This window comes from Microbacterium sp. str. 'China' (assembly GCF_002993305.1).
GTDB classification, from domain to species: domain Bacteria; phylum Actinomycetota; class Actinomycetes; order Actinomycetales; family Microbacteriaceae; genus Microbacterium; species Microbacterium paraoxydans.
The window spans coordinates 2886190-2903591 of record NZ_CP027434.1; the positions used below are offsets into that span (position 1 = coordinate 2886190).

The 17402-nt window shown below is 71.5% G+C and carries 21 protein-coding genes; 12 read left to right on the plus strand and 9 right to left on the minus strand.

Annotated features, from left to right (window positions below; translation table 11 throughout):
- The first annotated feature begins 119 nt into the window (after positions 1 to 119).
- Together C6C15_RS14085 and C6C15_RS14090 are read left to right on the plus strand one after the other, a co-directional pair.
- The gene (locus C6C15_RS14085; RefSeq protein ID WP_105950837.1) at positions 120 to 581 is read left to right on the plus strand and encodes a DUF2243 domain-containing protein; all 462 of its coding nucleotides are present in this window, start codon (positions 120 to 122) and stop codon (positions 579 to 581) included.
- On the plus strand, positions 551 to 1468 hold the full coding sequence (locus C6C15_RS14090; protein WP_234024158.1) for a cytochrome c oxidase assembly protein: 918 nt from the start codon (positions 551 to 553) through the stop codon (positions 1466 to 1468). Before C6C15_RS14085 ends, C6C15_RS14090 begins: the two co-directional genes overlap by 31 nt.
- Here C6C15_RS14090 and C6C15_RS14095 read toward each other — a convergent pair.
- From C6C15_RS14095 to C6C15_RS14105, 4 genes are all read right to left on the minus strand, one after another.
- Positions 1402 to 1770: a hypothetical protein gene (locus tag C6C15_RS14095; RefSeq protein WP_105950386.1), complete on the minus strand. Its 369-nt coding sequence runs from the start codon at positions 1768 to 1770 to the stop codon at positions 1402 to 1404. The two genes, C6C15_RS14090 and C6C15_RS14095, sit on opposite strands and share 67 nt — an antisense overlap.
- 56 nt (positions 1771 to 1826) lie before the next feature.
- Entirely contained in the window at positions 1827 to 1991 is a 165-nt protein-coding gene (locus C6C15_RS17240; protein ID WP_164498166.1) for a hypothetical protein, read from the minus strand.
- A gap of 107 nt (positions 1992 to 2098) precedes the next feature.
- A complete protein-coding gene (locus tag C6C15_RS14100; protein ID WP_105950387.1) occupies positions 2099 to 3424 on the minus strand; it encodes a flavin monoamine oxidase family protein in 1326 nt (441 codons plus the stop codon).
- 109 nt (positions 3425 to 3533) lie between these two features.
- Positions 3534 to 3908 (minus strand): VOC family protein, encoded by a 375-nt coding sequence (locus C6C15_RS14105; RefSeq protein WP_105950388.1) that lies wholly within the window; start codon positions 3906 to 3908, stop codon positions 3534 to 3536.
- A gap of 114 nt (positions 3909 to 4022) precedes the next feature.
- Between C6C15_RS14105 and C6C15_RS14110 the strand changes: the two genes are divergently transcribed.
- The 3 genes from C6C15_RS14110 (at position 4023) to C6C15_RS14120 (ending at position 5204) form a co-directional block, all read left to right on the plus strand.
- Positions 4023 to 4229 (plus strand): hypothetical protein, encoded by a 207-nt coding sequence (locus C6C15_RS14110; RefSeq protein ID WP_105950389.1) that lies wholly within the window; start codon positions 4023 to 4025, stop codon positions 4227 to 4229.
- A gap of 49 nt (positions 4230 to 4278) precedes the next feature.
- A complete protein-coding gene (soxR, locus tag C6C15_RS14115) occupies positions 4279 to 4713 on the plus strand; it encodes a redox-sensitive transcriptional activator SoxR (RefSeq protein ID WP_060922707.1) in 435 nt (144 codons plus the stop codon).
- Positions 4714 to 4865: 152 nt separating this feature from the next.
- A complete protein-coding gene (locus C6C15_RS14120; RefSeq protein ID WP_105950390.1) occupies positions 4866 to 5204 on the plus strand; it encodes a DUF7882 family protein in 339 nt (112 codons plus the stop codon).
- Positions 5205 to 5243: 39 nt separating this feature from the next.
- On the opposite strand, the gene C6C15_RS14125 is transcribed toward C6C15_RS14120, so the two are convergent.
- The gene (locus C6C15_RS14125; protein ID WP_105950391.1) at positions 5244 to 6674 is read right to left on the minus strand and encodes a serine/threonine-protein kinase; all 1431 of its coding nucleotides are present in this window, start codon (positions 6672 to 6674) and stop codon (positions 5244 to 5246) included.
- 134 nt (positions 6675 to 6808) lie between these two features.
- Between C6C15_RS14125 and C6C15_RS14130 the strand changes: the two genes are divergently transcribed.
- The gene (locus C6C15_RS14130) at positions 6809 to 8209 is read left to right on the plus strand and encodes a threonine/serine ThrE exporter family protein (RefSeq protein ID WP_060922705.1); all 1401 of its coding nucleotides are present in this window, start codon (positions 6809 to 6811) and stop codon (positions 8207 to 8209) included.
- A 10-nt stretch (positions 8210 to 8219) separates the two neighbouring features.
- On the opposite strand, the gene C6C15_RS14135 is transcribed toward C6C15_RS14130, so the two are convergent.
- Positions 8220 to 8735, minus strand: coding sequence for a GNAT family N-acetyltransferase (locus tag C6C15_RS14135; RefSeq protein WP_105950392.1), 516 nt, complete (start codon positions 8733 to 8735; stop codon positions 8220 to 8222).
- An 86-nt stretch (positions 8736 to 8821) separates the two neighbouring features.
- The gene (locus C6C15_RS14140; protein ID WP_105950393.1) at positions 8822 to 9313 is read right to left on the minus strand and encodes a DUF1269 domain-containing protein; all 492 of its coding nucleotides are present in this window, start codon (positions 9311 to 9313) and stop codon (positions 8822 to 8824) included.
- Between the two features lie 169 nt (positions 9314 to 9482).
- On the opposite strand from C6C15_RS14140, the gene C6C15_RS14145 reads away from it, so the two are divergent.
- Positions 9483 to 10313: a zinc-ribbon domain-containing protein gene (locus C6C15_RS14145; RefSeq protein WP_082750093.1), complete on the plus strand. Its 831-nt coding sequence runs from the start codon at positions 9483 to 9485 to the stop codon at positions 10311 to 10313.
- A gap of 16 nt (positions 10314 to 10329) precedes the next feature.
- Here the strand turns inward: C6C15_RS14145 and C6C15_RS14150 are convergent, their stop codons facing one another.
- Positions 10330 to 11925 carry a DHA2 family efflux MFS transporter permease subunit gene (locus C6C15_RS14150; protein WP_105950394.1) on the minus strand — a complete coding sequence of 532 codons (1596 nt, stop codon included), beginning with the start codon at positions 11923 to 11925 and terminating at the stop codon, positions 10330 to 10332.
- 106 nt (positions 11926 to 12031) lie between these two features.
- On the opposite strand from C6C15_RS14150, the gene C6C15_RS14155 reads away from it, so the two are divergent.
- Positions 12032 to 12376 (plus strand): hypothetical protein, encoded by a 345-nt coding sequence (locus C6C15_RS14155; protein ID WP_060922700.1) that lies wholly within the window; start codon positions 12032 to 12034, stop codon positions 12374 to 12376.
- Between the two features lie 27 nt (positions 12377 to 12403).
- Here the strand turns inward: C6C15_RS14155 and C6C15_RS14160 are convergent, their stop codons facing one another.
- Positions 12404 to 13060, minus strand: a complete 657-nt coding sequence (locus C6C15_RS14160) for a metal ABC transporter ATP-binding protein (RefSeq protein WP_105950395.1) — start codon at positions 13058 to 13060, stop codon at positions 12404 to 12406.
- Between the two features lie 55 nt (positions 13061 to 13115).
- Between C6C15_RS14160 and aztB the strand changes: the two genes are divergently transcribed.
- Genes aztB through aztD form a run of 4 tightly spaced genes read left to right on the plus strand, consistent with a single transcriptional unit; the run spans position 13116 to position 17374 of the window.
- Complete coding sequence (gene aztB / locus C6C15_RS14165; protein ID WP_060923545.1) at positions 13116 to 13982, plus strand: zinc ABC transporter permease AztB; 867 nt, start codon at positions 13116 to 13118, stop codon at positions 13980 to 13982.
- Between the two features lie 20 nt (positions 13983 to 14002).
- Positions 14003 to 15229 (plus strand): ABC transporter, encoded by a 1227-nt coding sequence (locus C6C15_RS14170; protein ID WP_105950396.1) that lies wholly within the window; start codon positions 14003 to 14005, stop codon positions 15227 to 15229.
- A 1-nt stretch (position 15230) separates the two neighbouring features.
- A complete protein-coding gene (aztC, locus tag C6C15_RS14175; protein ID WP_105950397.1) occupies positions 15231 to 16145 on the plus strand; it encodes a zinc ABC transporter substrate-binding protein AztC in 915 nt (304 codons plus the stop codon).
- A gap of 29 nt (positions 16146 to 16174) precedes the next feature.
- Positions 16175 to 17374, plus strand: coding sequence for a zinc metallochaperone AztD (gene aztD / locus C6C15_RS14180; protein ID WP_082750176.1), 1200 nt, complete (start codon positions 16175 to 16177; stop codon positions 17372 to 17374).
- The last annotated feature ends 28 nt before the right edge of the window (positions 17375 to 17402 follow it).

Genomic DNA, 17402 nt, shown 5'->3' on the forward strand with positions numbered 1-17402 from the left:
GTTGATCGAGATCAACCATACGCCGATAGTTGCGGTTTCGCAACTATCGGCTCGTACCGCACCCGCGGGATGCGGTCAAGGACATCGCCGCAGTGGAGGGACCGGACGACGCTGACCCCATGACCAGCGCAGCCCCCTCCCGCCTCGACCGGCGTCTGCTGCTGTCAGGCTTACTGTTCGGCTGCGGGATCGCCGCCTCGATGATCGACCTCTTCGTCTTCCACCTCGTGCTGCACTGGCATCACTTCTACGACCTGTCGACCTCCGACGTCGCCCTCGTCTCCGACGGGTTCTTCCACGCGTTCGGCTGGTTCCTCACGATCCTGGGCGCCTTCCTCCTCGCCGACGTCCGCCGCCGTGGCCCCCTGCGCTGGACGCGATGGACGGGCGCGGTGATCGCCGGGGTCGGGTTCTTCCAGCTCTTCGACGGCGTCGTCGACCACAAGCTCCTCGGGATCCACCAGATCCGCTACGGCGTCGACCTCGTGCTCTACGACACCGTCTGGATCGTGTCGGCCGTCGTGCTGCTCGCTGCCGGAGCCCTCACGGTGTGGCGGACCCGACCGGCCCCGAGGGGGTGACAGCCGTGCACGAAGGGCACGACGGGCACGACGACCCGCCCCGACTTCCGGGCCTCGATGCGGACGCGACGGGCGGGGGCATCGACGTCCTCCCCTTCCTCGCCCTCGTCCTCCTCCTCGGCGCCGCCGTGCTGTATCTCGTCGCGCTGCGGCGTGCCCGAGACCGCAGTCCCTGGCCGCGGCCACGGACGGCCGCCTGGATGAGCGGTCTGCTGTGCGCCGCGGTCGGCACCGTCGGACCGTTCGCCGCCCTGGCCCACAGCAGCTTCCCGGTGCACATGGCCGGCCATGTCCTCGTGGGCATGCTGGCCCCGCTCCTCCTGGTGCTCGGGCGTCCGGTCTCCCTGGCCCTCCGCGCCCTTCCCGTCGCCGAGGCCCGAGCGCTCTCCCGGGTGCTGCGCAGCGCCCCGATCCGGGTGCTCACGCATCCGGTAGTCGCGGGCACCCTCAACATCGGCGGGTTGTGGCTCCTCTACGCCACGCCGCTGTTCCCCCTCATGCACGCCTCACCGTGGCTCCATGCTGCGGTGCACCTGCACGTCCTGCTGACGGGGTATCTGTTCACCGCGAGCATCCTCGGCCTCGATCCCGATCCGCATCGAGCCTCCGTTACCGTACGGGCGTCCGTCCTCATCGTCTTCATCGCCGCGCACTCGATCCTCGCCAAATGGCTGTGGGCACACCCTCCGGTGGGCGTCGACCCCGGGGACGCGCGGATCGGAGCGGAGCTGATGTTCTACGCGGGTGACGCCGTCGACGTGCTGCTCATCGTGCTGCTGCTCCGGCAGTGGTACGTCGCGACACGACCGCGCGAGTCGGCTCAGCCGCAGAAGGAGGAGAGCCCGTCGTGGAGGCGCTCGATCGCCTCGACCGTCTCCGGGGCCTGAAGGTCGGTCATGCCGCCGAGCTGATCGGCGCCGGAGCGGATGAGGTCGCCGAGCTGCCCGTCCATCCCGTCCGCGACGCCGTCGAGGGTGGCGACGAGGTCGTCGCGTGCGGCATCGAGCTGCTCCGCGGATGCGTCGCCCTGGCTCAGCAGCTCCTGATACTGCGCGTACGCGTCATCGAGGGTCCCGCACGTCTCCGCGACCGGAACTCCGAACGCGTCTCCCGCGGCCTGGGTGACCTGCGCACACCCGGCGAGGAGACCGACGGCGAGCAGCAGAGGGACGAGAGCGATGCGGCGCATGACCCGAGAGTAGCCGCGCCACCTGGGGCGCGGCTGACCCTCGGGCGGTGCGGCGGTCAGCCGCCGGACGGGTTCTCGAGGGGCTTGCCCTCGTCGTCCGTCGTCTCGCGCTCGAGCACGTCGTCGGTGCTCTCGCCGCTGTCGTCGGGAGCGCCGCCGGAGGCCGTGTCGGCTTCCTCGTCGGCGCCGGGGGTGCCCTGCGTGTTCTGGGGGTCGCTCATGCTCTCCTCCTCTGTTCGGTCCGACGACCGTATGCGCGGCGGCGAGGAATGACGCAGGGGGTTGACCGGACGAATGGCGACGGCCACACTGCCGGCGCCGGGACGCGTCACCCCTGCGCCCAGAGCCGTTCGATCGGGACCGCCCGCCCGAGGATGCGCTCGGCCGCACGATGCCCGGAGAACAGGGCCGCGGGCACGGTGGCCGGATCATCGGTCCACGTGGCCTCGCCCGCGAGGTGCAGTACGCCGCCGACCGGGGTGGCGAGGTCGTCGTGATCCGTGGTGGTCGATCCCACCGTCATGTACGCGTACGAGCCGTGCGCGAACGGATCGTCCTGCCAGGCCGTGCGGCGCATTCCGATCGGATCGGGGATCTCGTCGCCGTAGAGCCGGCGGAGCTGCGCCATGATCGAGGCCTGCACCTGCTCGTCACTCCAGTCCCGCGTGGCCGCCGCGGCGGGCCCGGCGGCGAAGGTGAGCAGGAGCGGCTCGTCGTGCAGCGTCGTGAGGTCGTACCAGGAGTGCCACCACCGCGCCTCGGGGCCCTGCTGCCGGAGGGCGTACACCCCGTCTTCCCAGAACCGCGTCGGGAACCGCAGGAAGACCTTCTCGAAGGCGTTCATGCGCAGCCGCCCCAGCGCCTCGGCGTTCACCGGCGGCAGCGGGGGGACGATCTCCATGGTCCCGGCCTGCAGCACGCCGACGGGAACCGTGATGACGGTCGTGTCCCCGGAGAAGTCGCCGTGCGAGGTCCGCACCCAGACGCCGTCGTCGCTCCAGTCGACACGGGTGACGAGGTGTTCCAGCCGGATGTCGAGGCCGGCGGCCAGGCGCTCCGGGAGCACGCCGTACCCGTCGGGGAACACGACCTCCTCGCCCTCGATCGCGTCGTCGTCGAGGCCGTGCGCGGCGAGGTCCTCGATCCACGTCCCGTACTGCTCCTCGGCGCGATGCTCCAGGTACTCCCGCACCCGCTGCGTACGCTCGGCGCTCCATTCCTGGCGGGAGAGGGCCTCGTCCGTGACGTCGCGGTAGGAGGCTGTGGGGCGGGAGGCGGCGATGACCTCCGGGAGCACGGCGTCCACCGCGTGGACATCGGCGGCGAAGGCGCGTGTCTCCTCGGCGGAGAGCGGGCGCCCGTCGGGGCCGTGATAGGCGATCGGCCGGCTGTCCACCTGGAAACCGCCGACGGTGAACTCCACGGTCCGCATGCCGAAGGCCTCGGCAGCCGCCGCTACCGGGCTGCCGTCGACGCCGTGGATCCACGAGGCGCCGAGATCGACGACGCCGTCGGTCCGATCCGTGTGCACCCGGCCGCCGATCCGGTCGCGCGCTTCGAGCACCACGACCGTCCGCCCGGCATCCTGCAGCAGCCGCGCCGCCGTCAATCCCGCCACGCCCGCGCCCACGATCACCGTGTCGACCTGCTCCATGCGCCCCTCCTCGCAGCCCCTCCGCGCGGAGCCGTGCCCCGACGATAGCCCAGCCCCGGCACCCACCGACAGGGCAGCGGAGCCCGACGACCCGCTCCCGACGCCGGGCTCAGGCGGCGTGCTGGATGAGTCCGAGCAGGGTGCCGTCCGGGTCGAAGAACTTCAGGAAGAGGGCGAAGCCGCCGTCGTCGAAGCTCTCCACGTCGACGCCCTCTGCCGCGAACCGCTCGGCGAGCGCGTGGATCTCGGTCGTGCGCAGGAAGAAGACCGGCCGCTCCTCCCCCGACACCGTCAGCTTCATCGGCGAGTGCCCCGGCGCCTGCCAGAGCATGAGATCCGGACCGCCCTCGGCCCGGAGCATGGCGCTCGACCCGTAGTCGGTGAGGACGCGGAAGCCGAGCAGACGCTCGTACCACGCGCTGGACGCCGCGAGGTCGGTGACGGGAAGCTGGATGTGATCGAGTCCGGCGAGGACGGATGCCATGTGGAAAACCCTCCGTGGTCGTGTCCGCCCACCGTAGCGCCACCCACCGACCACACCGCGGGACGGATGACAACCCCCTTGGGTGCCGCACGCGGCACAGCGCACCCTGGGGCCATGAGCCACCACCCCGATGACATCAAGCAGCCCCTGGACCACCTGCCCCCGGCGGACGAGCGGGACAAGGCCGTCGAGATCGACGAGCCGCACTATCCGACGTCGGGCGCGCCGGCCGACAGCCAGGACGTGACGCCGGAGACCGCGGCCGAGCCGGACAAGCCGAACCGCCACGGCGTCGACAAGCTTCCGCCGACCTCGCGCTGACCGTTCCGTCCGTTCCTCAAGTATTGTTGAGGTCTACGAAGGGCGGCGGATGGAACCGGACGATCTCCTCCCGATCGGGGAGGTCACCCGACGCACAGGCGTCGCGCCCTCCGCGCTGCACTTCTACGAGCAGCTGGGCCTCATCGCGTCGACGCGCACGCCCGGCAATCAGCGGCGCTATCGCCGCCACATGCTGCGGCGGATCTCGATCATCGTCGTGGCCAAGCGCATCGGCATCCCGCTCAGCGAAGTCCAGGAGCTCTTCCAGACCCTGCCCGTCGACGCCCCGCCCTCGCACGGCGACTGGCGCCGCGTGGCCAAGCGCTGGCGCGCCGAGCTCGAGGAGCGGCGCACCCAGCTCGAGCACCTGCAGCGCGAGCTCGCGGGCTGCATCGGCTGCGGCTGCCTGTCTCTGAAGGCCTGCCGCCTGCTGAATCCGGAGGACGCCCTCGGCGAGAACGGCCCCGGTCCCCGCCGCATCTGAGGCCGGGGACGTCCGCCACGGACCTGCTGGACGAAAGTGGAGTGTTGCGGAGTCGGGATCGGTGAGAGTGTGGAGACATCCCCACCAGCGATCAGCGTGGTTGCGCCTCTTGGCAACGGGTTCCTGTGGAGATGGAACGAAGGATCCATCCAATGGGCAAGTTCATCTATGAGGGCGGTCCGAAGATCGAGATCGAGGACCGCGCTCTCACACATATCCAGCTCGTCATGACGACGAAGCTCCGGCGCGGCGAGCCGATGCCGTTCTCGTGGAAGGAAGACGCCTCCGTCGGGGGCGGTCGGACGACGGTCTGGGTGCACGCGCACTCGAACATCGTGTTCAAGTTCTTCGGCAGCCGGCCTCCGGCCATCAACCGGCGGTGGGTGGACGCGCTGGCGTTCACCGCGAACACGCCGAACGGCCTGTACCTGGTGCCGGAGCCCACGGAGACGAGCAGCGCCTCACGGCAGCTCGCGGATCTCGCCGTCTGACACCGGCACCGCCGATACGGAGGGCGCAGGCCCGAGGACTCAATCCTCGAGGTCGGCGTCCTCGGTATTCGCTTTCTCCGCCTCCTCCTGGGCCGTCTCCGCTTCCTTCTCGGCGCGCTCCTGAGCCTTCTCGGCCTTCTTCTGCGCGTCCTCCTCGGCCTTCCGCTGCTCGTCGGCGGCCTTCTGCGCGGCCTTCTGAGCGGCCTCCTGCGCCTTCTCCGCCTTCGTGTCGTCCGGTGCCGCGGGCGCCGGTTCCGGTGCAGGGGCCTCGACCGGCGTGTCCACCTCTTCCGGCACGGTCGCGGGCACCACGACCGCCGGCGTCGGAGACGAGCGAGGGGTCGGCTCGGTGTCGACAGGCGTCACCACAGGGTTCGGGTTGAGCGCCCCTGCCGCCCAGAGCGTTCCGGCGACCGTGAGGGCGACCGCGACCGCCACGGCTCCGGTCAGGAGTCCGCGGCGTCGCCGGGTCCGCTGCAGGCGAGGAGTCCGGGGGCGGAGCATCCCGACCTCGGGAGACGGAGGAGTGGGCAGCACGAGGGTCCGTGTCGGAGCGGACGGTCCGGCCGCCTCCCGCTCCGCGAGCGCTGCGGCGGCGATCGCAGCCGGAAGCGGGGGCCGCGGCGGAATCGAGGGGTGGTGCGCGAGGGCGGACACCGCCGCGAAGACGCCGGCGGCGGTCGGCCGGTCCTCCGGATCCGTCGCTGTCATCCGCTGCAGCAGCGCGGACCACGCCGGGCCCACGGATTCCGGGATGACCGGCGCTTCGATCAAGCGGGCCAGGGTGGCACCGATCCCCTCCGCCTCGGCGAAGGCGCGCTCTCCGGTGAGCGCTTCGCGCAGGACCAGCCCCAGCGCGTAGATGTCGGCGGGCGGCGCGGGCGCGGCGCCGTTCAACTGCTCCGGCGCCAGGTATGCCGCGGTGCCGATCACGGTTCCGGGAGACGTCAGCCGGGCCGCGTCGACGAGCACCGAGATCCCGAAGTCGGCGAGCTTGGCACCCGACCGGCTCCCGGTGAGAGAGCGCCCGGTGAGCAGGACGTTGGAGGGTTTGATGTCGCGGTGGACGATCCCTGCGCCGTGCACGACATGGAGGGCCTCTGCCAGATCGGCCGCGAGCGCCGCCACCTCGTCCGAGGGCAGCGGCCCCTGGGCGATCCGCTCTGCGAGTGTCGGCCCGTCGACGAACTCCATGACCAGGTACTCGGCCCGCCCCGGATGCAGCTGCGCGTCATACAGCGTGACCAGAGCCGGATGATTCAGGGAAGCGAGCACGGTCATCTCGCCGCGGGCGCGCTCGGAGGCGGCGCCCTGCTCGGTCTCCGCGCGGAGCATCTTGATGGCGACCGTGCGCCCGAGGAGCGAGTCCTCCGCGCGGTACACGCGCGCCATCCCGCCCTGCCCGACGCACTCCCGGAGGTGGTAGCGACCATCGAGCAGCGCCTCCGTGGGAAGCGAGTCATCCGTCATCGTCGAATCCTCCTGCCACGGCGTCGGGAGCGGCGCGGCGAGACCCCACTGTAGAAGCGCGGTCAGCAGCCGTCTCGGGCCTTGACAGCGGGGCGGTCGATCGGGAGGTCCTCGTCCGCGGGAGAATGGGACATATGCCCGCGCGTTCCCCCCAGCGACTGCTCCTCTCCGTCCGCCGGCTGCTGCACACCGATCCGTCCACCGTCGCCCACACCGAGGCGATGCCGGTGATCGACGAGCACACCGTCCCACGGGTCCTCGATCTGGCGACGCGCATCGGGGAGTCGATGTTCGCGGTCGGCGCCTCTGCGCACGAGGTCACGCTCGCGATCACCCGCGTCTGCGAGGCGTACGGCCTCAAGGGCGTCCAGGTCGACGTGACCTACAACTCGATCACGGTGTCCTTCCACCTCAGCGGGGAGGTCTGGCCGGAGACGCTCGTCCGCGTGGTCCGCGTCGCCGCCCCCGATCACGCGAAGCTGCAGCGCGTGCAGGCGCTCGTGGCCGACATCGACAGCGGCCTGGACCTGGAGGCCGCGCGCACCGCGTTCCGGGTCATCCGCCGCGTGCCGTTCCGCTATCAGCAGCCGGTGGTCATCGTCGCACGGGCGCTCCTCGCGGTCGGAGTGAGCATCATGCTCGGGGCCTCCCCGCTCATCGTGGGTCTCACGTTCGTCGCGGCGTTGGGGGCGGCGCTCACCCAGGCGGGCCTGGCCCGGCTGCGGGTACCGCTGTTCTTCAGCCAGATCGCGGGAGGCCTCGTCACCACGGTCGTCGCGGTCGCCGTCTCGGCGCTCGGCAGCGCGGGGATCGAACCGTTCGTCGGCATCCGCCCCTCGATCATCGTCGCCTCGGGAATCGTGCTCATGCTCGCGGGGCTCACGGTGGTGGGCGCCGCGCAGGACGCCATCGACGGCTTCGCGCTCACGGCCGGCGGCCGCATCCTCGACCTGACGATGCAGACGCTCGGGGTGGTCATCGGCATCCTCGTCGGCCTGGAGCTCGGCGGCGTGCTCGGCTTCACGATGGAGCTGCCGGACGATCCCGCACCCTTCGGCCCGCTGCTCAATCAGTTCGTCGGGGCCATCATCATCGCGGTCGCCGTGGCCGTGTTCAACGGCGCGGGCATCCGCATCATCCTCGTCAGCGCCCTGCTGAGCGCCGTCACCCTCGCCGGGTACGCCGGCACCATCGCCCTCCAGCTCCACCCGGCCGCGGCGAGCGCGGTCGGAGCGCTGCTGGCGAGCTTCGTCGGCATGCTCATCGCGCACAACCTGCACGTGCCCTCGGTCGCGGTGACGACCGCCGCGATCGTCCCGCTCGTGCCCGGTGTCGCGGTGTTCCAGGGTCTCCTCGAGGTCGTGCACGCAGCGGGAACCTCCACCGGGATGCTCACCGTCGGCGGATCGCTGATCGACGCCGCCGTGATCGGCATCGCGCTCGCCTCCGGCGCCTCCCTCGGCCTCTACCTCGGAACGCCGGTGCGAGCGACCCTCGCCGGCGTCGCGAAGACCAGGGCGCGCGTGCGCCGCTGACCCGACGGCGTCATCCCGCCGAGGAGTCGGCGGCGAGGTCGAGCACCCACGCGTTGACCGTGAGCTCGGCCCCACGGAACTGCTCCGTGAGGGTTCCCTGACGGGTGAATCCGCCCCGCTGACACACCGCGTTCGACGCCGGGTTGTCGACCGCGGGGAACGCGAGCAGCGAACGCCCGTCCCCTGCGCGATCGCGGAGGACATCGATGAGCAGCGCCAGAGCCCGGGCGGCCACTCGCCGGCCCTGCGCAGCGGGCAGCACGAACCAGCCGGTCTCCCACGCGGGCTCGTCCTGCCACGCGATCCGCCACGCGCCGATGGAACCGAGAGGCCGCCCGGCGTCGTCGACGATCACGAACATCAGGGCCTCGTCCTCCGCGACGAGGCCCAGATACCGCTCGTGACGCGCCTGCACCTCCGCCGCACTCTCCGGCCCGTTGAGGTGCACCGTCATCTCCGGGGCGTTCGCCGCCTGCAGGAGAGGGAGATCGGCGGCCGACCAGGGCCGGAGGCTCACGGTGTCCACGCTCGCAGCATGTCACGCCCCACCGACACCCGACACGACGATGCGCCCGCCGCGGACGGATCCACAGCGAGCGCATCGGTCGGGGGTCAGTGGCCGCCGAGGTCCTTGACCAGCTCGGCCTCGTCCTCCTTCGACAGCGAGGTCTGCACGACGGTGCCGTTGTACGGGGCCAGCGCCTCGGCGAACTTGTCCTCGGTGATCTTGAGCGCGTAGATGACGACGGCGGACTTGCCGGCCGTCACGGTGGCCTTCACGCGGTCGCGGAACTCGGCGTCGATGCCCGTCTTGTCGAGACCGGAGAACAGGGCCCCGAGGAGGCCGCCGAACACCAGGCCGGCGACCGGGATGAAGAACAGGATGCCGATCAGCGCACCGAACAGAGCGCCGGAGGCGACGCCGAGGCCGATCCTGCTCCCGGCGCCCGGGTACTCCACCTTCGTCTTGCCCTCGCCGTCCACCTTCACGAGCGCGAGGCCGGCGAGCTCGACGACGAGGTCGTCCTGCAGGGCCTGGACGCGGTTGTAGGCGCCTTCCGCGTCGCTCTCGGTGTCATAGGAGATGACGATCAGTTCAGCCATGGTTTCCTGCTTTCGGTTGCGATCGGAGATGCTCTCCACGCGCGCAGAGGCACCGGTCTTCGCCACCGACCCTAGGCGCGCCCCCGGCACACATGACAGAGCAGCCGTCGATGTTCACCCTGGTGACTCCGCAGCGGCGATGTCCGTGGCCTCGCCTACCGTCGCAGTCGTGCCCGAGTCCGTGCAGCAGTGGTGGGCGAGACGCCAGTTCTCGCGCGGACTCGACGTGCCCTACGCGGTCGGCACCTATCGGGCGGCGTGGGCGGCCTACCCCGAGCTCATCCGCCAGTACCACCCGGAGCTCAATCACGGCATCGCGCTCTCGCAGATCCCGTTGGCGGCCGATGTGCTGCTCTGCTGGGAGTGCGCCGTCGGTCACCTGTTCGCGGCGACGCCGACCGAGCAGCGCGAACGCCCGGGGCGGGTGCGACGGCGCTCGTCCTGGTGCCCCGAATGCACGGCACTCGCGCGTCCGCAGCCCGTGATCCTCGGGGAGGCGCGGGCGCTCCCCGCACGCCCGAAGAAGCGGGCGCCGGCGCTGTGCACGAAGACTCCCGCGCTGCCGACGGGCACCGCGTTCCTGAGCGCGTGCGCTCCGAAACCGGCCTCGGCCGCGGAGGGGAAGCTCCGGCAGGCGCTCACCGAACGGCTGCTGTTCCCCGACGACGTCAACGCGATCAAGGTCGCGCGGCCGTACTTCCGGCATACGGAGGTATGGCCCGACATCCTGCTCCCGGAGCTGCGGATCGCGATCGAGTACGACACGGTCGGCCGGCACGGGCTCGAGCACGTCGGGAAGAGGGAGGAGGCCGATCGCCGGAAGGACCGCGCGGTACGCGGCGCCGGCTGGGAGGTGGTGCGCGTGCGGATGGGGAAGCTCGAACCACTCGGGCCGTTCGACCTCCCGCTCGCCTCCCTCGGCGCGAGCGGCATCGCCCGGCTGATCGACCGGCTCCGCGACATCCGCGGCGCCCTCCTGGTCGACGCCTACTTACGCTGACGGCGCCGCCGGCTCTTCACGAGGCGGGCTGCTCCTCCTCCTGCCGCGACCGCGGAGAGCCGAGGGCGACGGTGGAGAGCAGGCCGACGGCGAGGAAGCCCGCCGCCGTCCACGCCGCATAGCGGGTGCCGTCGGAGAACGCACTCCGGGCCAGCTCGGCGAACGGCGCCGTCTCGGGATCCCGATCCAGTCCCGCGATGGCGGCGCCGGCACTGTCCACGACGGCGGACACCACCTGGTCGCGCTCTGCCGACGGTACGCTGCGGTCGTCGAGCGCCGACCCGAGCGCAGCTGCGGTGCTCGTGAACAGGACGGTGCCGAGCACGGCCACGCCGAGCGCCGCACCGAGCTGGCGGGACGTCGACTGCGTGCCGGACGCGGCACCGCTGTCCGCCACCGGCACGTCGGCGAGCACCACGCCGGTGAGCTGCGCCGTCGCGAGCCCCACACCGAGCCCGTACACGAAGAGGAAGGGGACGAGGGGCACCCAGGATGCATCGGGGGCGATCACGAGCCCCACGCCGGCGACGCCGACGATCTCGGCGAGGAGCCCGACCCTGACCACCCAGACCGGGGCGATCCGTCCGCTCGCGGCACCGGCCACCCCGCTGGCGAGGAAGGATCCGCCCGCCAGGGCGAGCAGCAGCAGACCGGTCTGCAGCGCATCGAAGCCCAGAACGAACTGGAGCCAGAGCGGGAGGGCGAGGATGAGGCCGAACTCCCCGAGGGAGACCACGGCGGCGGCGATGTTCCCGTTGCGGAACGACGGGATCGCGAACAGGCGCAGCGCCAGCAGGGTGGAGCGTCCTCGTCGCTGGCGGTGCAGACCCCAGGCGATGAACGCGACGAGTCCGAGGATCGCGACGGCGAACGCGAGCGGGATCGGCGAGAGATCCCCCGGCCAGGTCCAGTCGCCGATCCGCGGGCGCTCGTCCACGAACCACCAGCCGTACGTGCGGCCCTCGATGAGCGCGAAGACGAGGCTGCCCATGGTCAGGACGGAGAGCACGGCCCCCACCACGTCGATCCGCTCCGCGCGCTCGCCGCGCGATTCAGCCACGGTCAGCAGGACACCGATGACGATCAGCAGGCCGAGCGGGATGTTGATGCCGAACGCCCAGCGCCAGGAGAAGGCCGTGGTCAGCCACCCGCCGAGCAGGGGCCCCACCGCGGCCATCCCACCGATGGTCGACCCCCAGACGGCGAACGCGATGCCGCGTTCCCGCCCGCGGAAGGTCGCGTTGATGATCGACAGGGTGGTCGGCAGGATCATCGCACCGCCGACACCCTGCACGAGCCGGGCGAGGATCAGGACACCCCCGCTCGGTGCGGTGGCGGCGAGGACGGAGGCGGCCGCGAACACGACGACACCGACGATCATGATGCGGCGCCGGCCGAAGCGGTCGGCGAGGCTGCCGAAGACGAGCAGCAGGGCGGCGAAGACGAGGGTGTACGACTCCTGCACCCACTGCACCTCGGTGGAGGTGATCCCCAGGTCGTCGACGATCGCCGGGATGGCGACGTTGACGATCGTCGAGTCGACGATGATGAGGCTGACGGCGATACCGATGAAGACCAGCCCCACCCAGCGCAGGCGTTGAGACCTTTCCATGTTCGCTAGCTTAGTTAGATACTTGAGCGGAAAGGCAGTTTTAGCCTCTCCCGCGCGTGAGTGCAACCCCCGTGCGTGACGGCGACGGGCAGGCGATGATGCCCGCATGAAACTCGTCTCCTACGCCGGCCAGCAACTCATCACCTCTGACGACGTCGCGGAGACGCTGCTCACCCTGGCCGCCGCCATCGCCAGGGAGGGCGAGTCCGAAGCCGTCGAGATCCCGATCCTCCTGGAGGGCGAGAAGGACTGGGCCGACCTCCTCGTCGGCGTCGGCAACGACGTGCTCGTCAGCCCCCATCACACCGGGGAACCCGATCCCGACTTCTCCGCCGAGGTCGACGAGCTGCAGGCCCACCGCCTGTTCCCGAAGCCGCGGGGCGACTCGTCGTCGCCGGGCGACATCGAGGTCCCCGCGCTCTCCGACTTCGACATGGGCCACGGCCTCTGATCGCGCTCGGCTCAGCGGCTGCTCCCTTCAGCGCCGCGCGGAGAGCCGCACGCCGTTTCGGAGCGCGACCTCGCGGTCGGCATCCGCGATCAGGGTCGAATCGTGCGTGACGCAGAGGACGACCGCCCCGCGATCCGCCTCCTCCCGCAGCACTGCCCGGATGCGACGGACCGATGCGGCGTCCAGGGCCGTCGTCGGCTCGTCCACGAGCAGGACGCCTGCTTCCCCCGCGACCCCTTGAGCCAGGAGCACACGCTGCTGCTGGCCGCCGGACAGCGTCGCGAACGGCAGGCGCTGCAGAGCCGACACGGCGGTGCGCTCCATCGCCGCCGCCACCGCCGCACGCGCCCGCCGATCCCGCCGCCGGAACGCCCCGAGCCGACGCCACGTCGCGACCGTCACGACGTCTCGCGCGGTGAGCGGAAGGCCCGGAGGCACCGCGGCGCGCTGCGGCACGAAGGCGATCGGACCGGTCACACTCCGCCACCCCCTGGTCGGTGAGCGCACCCCGGCGGCCACCTCCAGGAGCGTCGACTTCCCCGCGCCGTTCGGACCCGTGACCACGACGAACTCGCCCGCCTCCACCTCCAGGGTGACGCCGCGCAGGGCCTCGCGGTCGCCGAGCCGGACGGAGACGTCGTCGAGACGCAGGGCGCCGTCGGCGGTGCGGAGGGTTCTCGTCATGACTCCAGTTTATGAATTTGATAATCATTCTCAACTACGAATAGGCTCGCGTTCCGTGACCCCCTCGCTCGCCGCCCTGCTCACCCCGTTCACGCTCGAGTTCTTCCAGCGCGGACTCCTCGGCGGCGCTCTCGTCGCGGTCCTCTGCGGGGTCGTCGGCACCTGGGTCGTCGTCCGAGGGATGGCCTTCCTCGGTGAGGCCCTGGCCCACGGGATGCTGCCCGGCGTCGCGCTGGCCACGGTGCTCGGGGCGCCCGTGCTCGTCGGCGGGGCGGTCAGCGCCGTCGCGATGAGCATCGGCATCGGCGCCCTGCAGCGACGCGCCCGGCTCTCCTACGACACGAGCATCGGACTGCTCTTCGTCGCGATGCTGGCCCTGGGGGTGATCATCATCTCCCACTCCGGGAGCTTCGCCACGGATGCGACGGCGATCCTCTTCGGCGACATCCTCGCGATCACCCGCCCCGACCTCCTCCTGCTCGCGGCGGCCGCGGTCGTGGGAGTGACGGTCGCCACCCTCTGCCATCGGCCGTTCGTCGCGCTCGCCCTCGACGCCCGCATCGCGACGGTGCTCGGGCTCCGCCCACGGTGGGCACAGGCGGCCCTGGTCGGACTGGTGACCCTCGCGGTGGTGGCGTCGTACCAGGCGGTCGGCTCGCTGCTCGTCGTCGGTCTGCTCCTCGCCCCCGCGGTCGCCGCCGGACAGTGGACGTCGCGCCTGCCCACGCGGATGGCGCTCGCGTGCGCCTTCGGCGTGGCTGCCGTCCTCGCCGGTCTCCTCGCGTCCTGGTATGCGGCCACCGCCGCGGGAGCGTCCGTCGCCGCCGCCGCGATCGCCCTCGCCGGTCTGTCCTGGGCGGCGCGGGTCGCCGTGCGAACACCGCGGCCGATCGCCCCTCCGGCCCCTGTCTCCGCCTCCTGATTCGTCCCGAAAGGCTCATCGTGCACTCCCGCCTCCTTCCCCTCATCACCGTCGCGGCCCTGACTCTCCCCCTCGCGTCCTGCGCCGGGCCCGCGGCGCAGAGCCCCGCCACCTCCTCCTCCGCCGGAGACGGCCACGGCGCGATCGCCGGGGCGGAAGAGGTCGCCGAACCGCAGCTCGGACTCACGACCATCGACGCGCAGGGTCGGGTCACCCACCTCGACCTCCTGGACGAGAGCGTCACCGACATCGGCACGGTGGCCGCCCCGGAGGGCATGACGACCGACGGCCGGTACCTCTTCGCAGACACCGGCGACGGCGTCGAGGTCGTCGACAGCGGCGTCTGGACGTGGGACCACGTCGACCACTTCCACTACTACCGCGCCGATCCCGCCCTGCTCGGCGCGGTGGAGGGCGACGGCGCGGCGACGGTCGCGACGACGAACAGCTCGACCACCGGCGGCACCGGCATCTCCTTCTCCGGGTCCGGAGACGCCGTCCTCCTCGACACGGAGGCCCTGTCGAAGGGGGAGATCCGTGAGCTGTTCCGCATCGAGCGTTCCCCGCACGAGGGGCTGGTGGTGCCGGTCGGGTCGTTCGCGCTGGTGACCGAGGCCGACGGGGAGACGGGCGGAGTCGTCGTCGGCTACACGGCGGACGGCGAGCGCACCGGCCTCCGGAAGGACTGCGCCGCACCGACCGGCACGATCACGACCAGGGTCGGGGCGGTCATCGGCTGCGCCGACGGTGCCCTGCTCGCCCGCGTCGAGGCCGGGGCGCTCACCGTGGACCGCATCCCGTACCCGGACGGATCGCCGGCCGGAGCCGTGTCCGCGTTCCACAACCGCGAGGGGCGCCCCACGGTCGCCGGCCTCGCCGGACCGACCGACATCCGGGTCCTCGACACCCGCGCGCAGGCCTGGACGGTACTCACCGCCCCCACTCCCCTCGCGCAGGTCACCGCGGTCAGCGATGAGGACGACACCCTCCTCGCGCTGGCGCAGGACGGACGCGTGCTCGTGCTCAGCGCGCTCGACGGGACGGTGCGGGCGGAGACCACCCCGCTGGTGGCGGCATCGCTGGCGGCAGGCGAGGCTCCGGCCCTCATCGCCGATCAGCACCGCGCCTATCTGAGTGGCCCGGCGGAGCACCGGCTGTTCGAGATCGACTACGCCGACGACGCCCGCCTCGCGCGGACCTTCGATACCGCCGACGCCCCGACGTTCGTCGCCGAGACGGGACGCTGACATGCGCCTCCTGCGACCTCTCGCCGCCGTTCTCGTCGCGCTCGCCGCCGTCACTCTGACCGCCTGCGCCCCTCCCGCCGATGCGCGGCCGGTGGTCGTCGTCTCGACGAACATCCTGGGCGATGTGGTCGGCGAGCTCGTCGGCGATCAGGCTCGCGCCGTCACCCTCATGAAGCCGAACGCCGACCCGCACTCGTTCGAGATCTCGGCGCAGGAGGCCGCCACGCTGCGGGACGCCGACTTGCTCGTCTCCAACGGACTCGGGCTCGAGGAGGGCCTGCAGCAGCATCTCGACGCGGCCGTCGCGGCCGAGGTGCCGTCCTTCGTCGCGGGCGACGCGATCGAAGTCCTGGACTACCGCGACGGCGACGCTGCGGGAATGCCGGACTCCCACTTCTGGACCGATCCGGCGCGGATGATCGACGTCGTCGACGCCCTGGAGCCCGCCCTGGCCGCGCTCGACGGAGTCGACGCCGACATCCTCGCCGCCGACGTGGCCGATTATCGCGAGGAGCTGACGGCGCTCGACGCCGAGATGACGACCGCGTTCGCCACGATCCCGGAGGATCGCCGGGCGCTCGTGACGAACCACCACGTCTTCGGCTACCTCGCCGACCGCTTCGACTTCGAGGTCGTCGGCGCCGTCATCCCGGGCGGCACCACGCTCGCGGCCCCCTCGGCCTCCGACCTCGCCGATCTCGTGGGTGCCGTGGAGGAGACGGGTGTACCCGCCGTCTTCGCGGAGTCCTCCTCCCCCGACCGCCTCGTCCAGGCGCTCGCCGACGAGGCCGACGTCCACGTCGAGGTGATCGAGCTGTTCACCGAGTCGCTCACCGCGGAAGACGGCGGCGCCCCGGACTACCTGACCATGATGCGCGTCAACACCGAGCGCATCGCCTCCGGTCTCACCCGCTGAGACCATCCCTCACAAGAAAGAAGCACCGCATGAAGACACTCCCCCTGCGCCGGGCGCTGGTCGGGGCGGTCGCCCTCGGCGCCGCCGTGACGCTCGCCTCCTGCTCGACCACGGCCGGAGCCGGCTCCGCCGCGAGCGACGCCCCGGAATCGGACGCCGGCCCCCGGGTGGCCGTCTCGTATGAGGGCGGCATCCTCGTCCTCGACGGCGAGACCCTCGACACCGTCGCCGATTTCGACTCCGAGCCGTTCACCCGCCTGAATCCGGCCGGCGACGGTCGCCACGTCATGGTAACGATGAGTGACGGCTTCCAGGTGCTCGACACCGGGGCCGGATCAGCCGACGAGGCGGTCCTGACCGACACGGTGTTCGAGGCCGACACCCCCGGCCACGTCGTCCGCCACGGCGGCAAGACCATCCTCTACGCCGACGGCACGAGCGACACCACGATCTTCGACACCGCCGACCTCGGCGACGGCGGTCTCCCGGAGGTGGAGACCGTCGACGGCGTCGAGGCACACCACGGCGTCTCGGTGCTGTTGGAGGACGGCACCTTCCTCACCACGGTGGGCGATGCGGACGGTCGCAGCGGCATCGTGGTGCGCGATGCGGACGGTACGGAGATCGCCTCGTCCGACCAGTGCCCCGGCGTCCACGGCGAAGGCACCGCGGCCGACGAGGTGGTCGTCTTCGGCTGCGAGGACGGCGCGCTGGTCTACAAGGACGGCGAGATCACCAAGCTCGCCGCTCCCGACCAGCCATACGGCCGCATGGGCAACGCGTACGTGAGCGAGACGAGCCCGATCATCGTCGGGGACTACAAGAACGACCCCGACGCCGAGGGCTACCTGCTGGGCGCGGTCACGCTCATCGACACCGCGGCGATGACGTCCGAGGTCGTGTCCCTGCCCGAGGGGGCGGAGTACACCTTCCGCGACGTCGCGCGCGGCCCGGGCGACCTGGCCTACATCCTCGGTGCCGACGGCGCCATCCACGTGCTCGACCCGGAGACCGGCGAGATCACCGACTCCTACCCGGTCATCGAGGCGTGGGAAGGGCCCGCCGAGTGGCAGGACCCGCACCCCGCCATCGTCGTCGCCGGCGATATCGCGTACGTGACCGAGCCGGCCGCCGACAGCGTGCACGCCGTCGACCTCACCACCGGCGAGGTGCTCGCGAGCACCGAACTGGAGGTCACGCCGAACGAGATCGCACCGGCCGCCGGCTGAGTCTCGGCACGGTGGGTCCGTCCTCTCC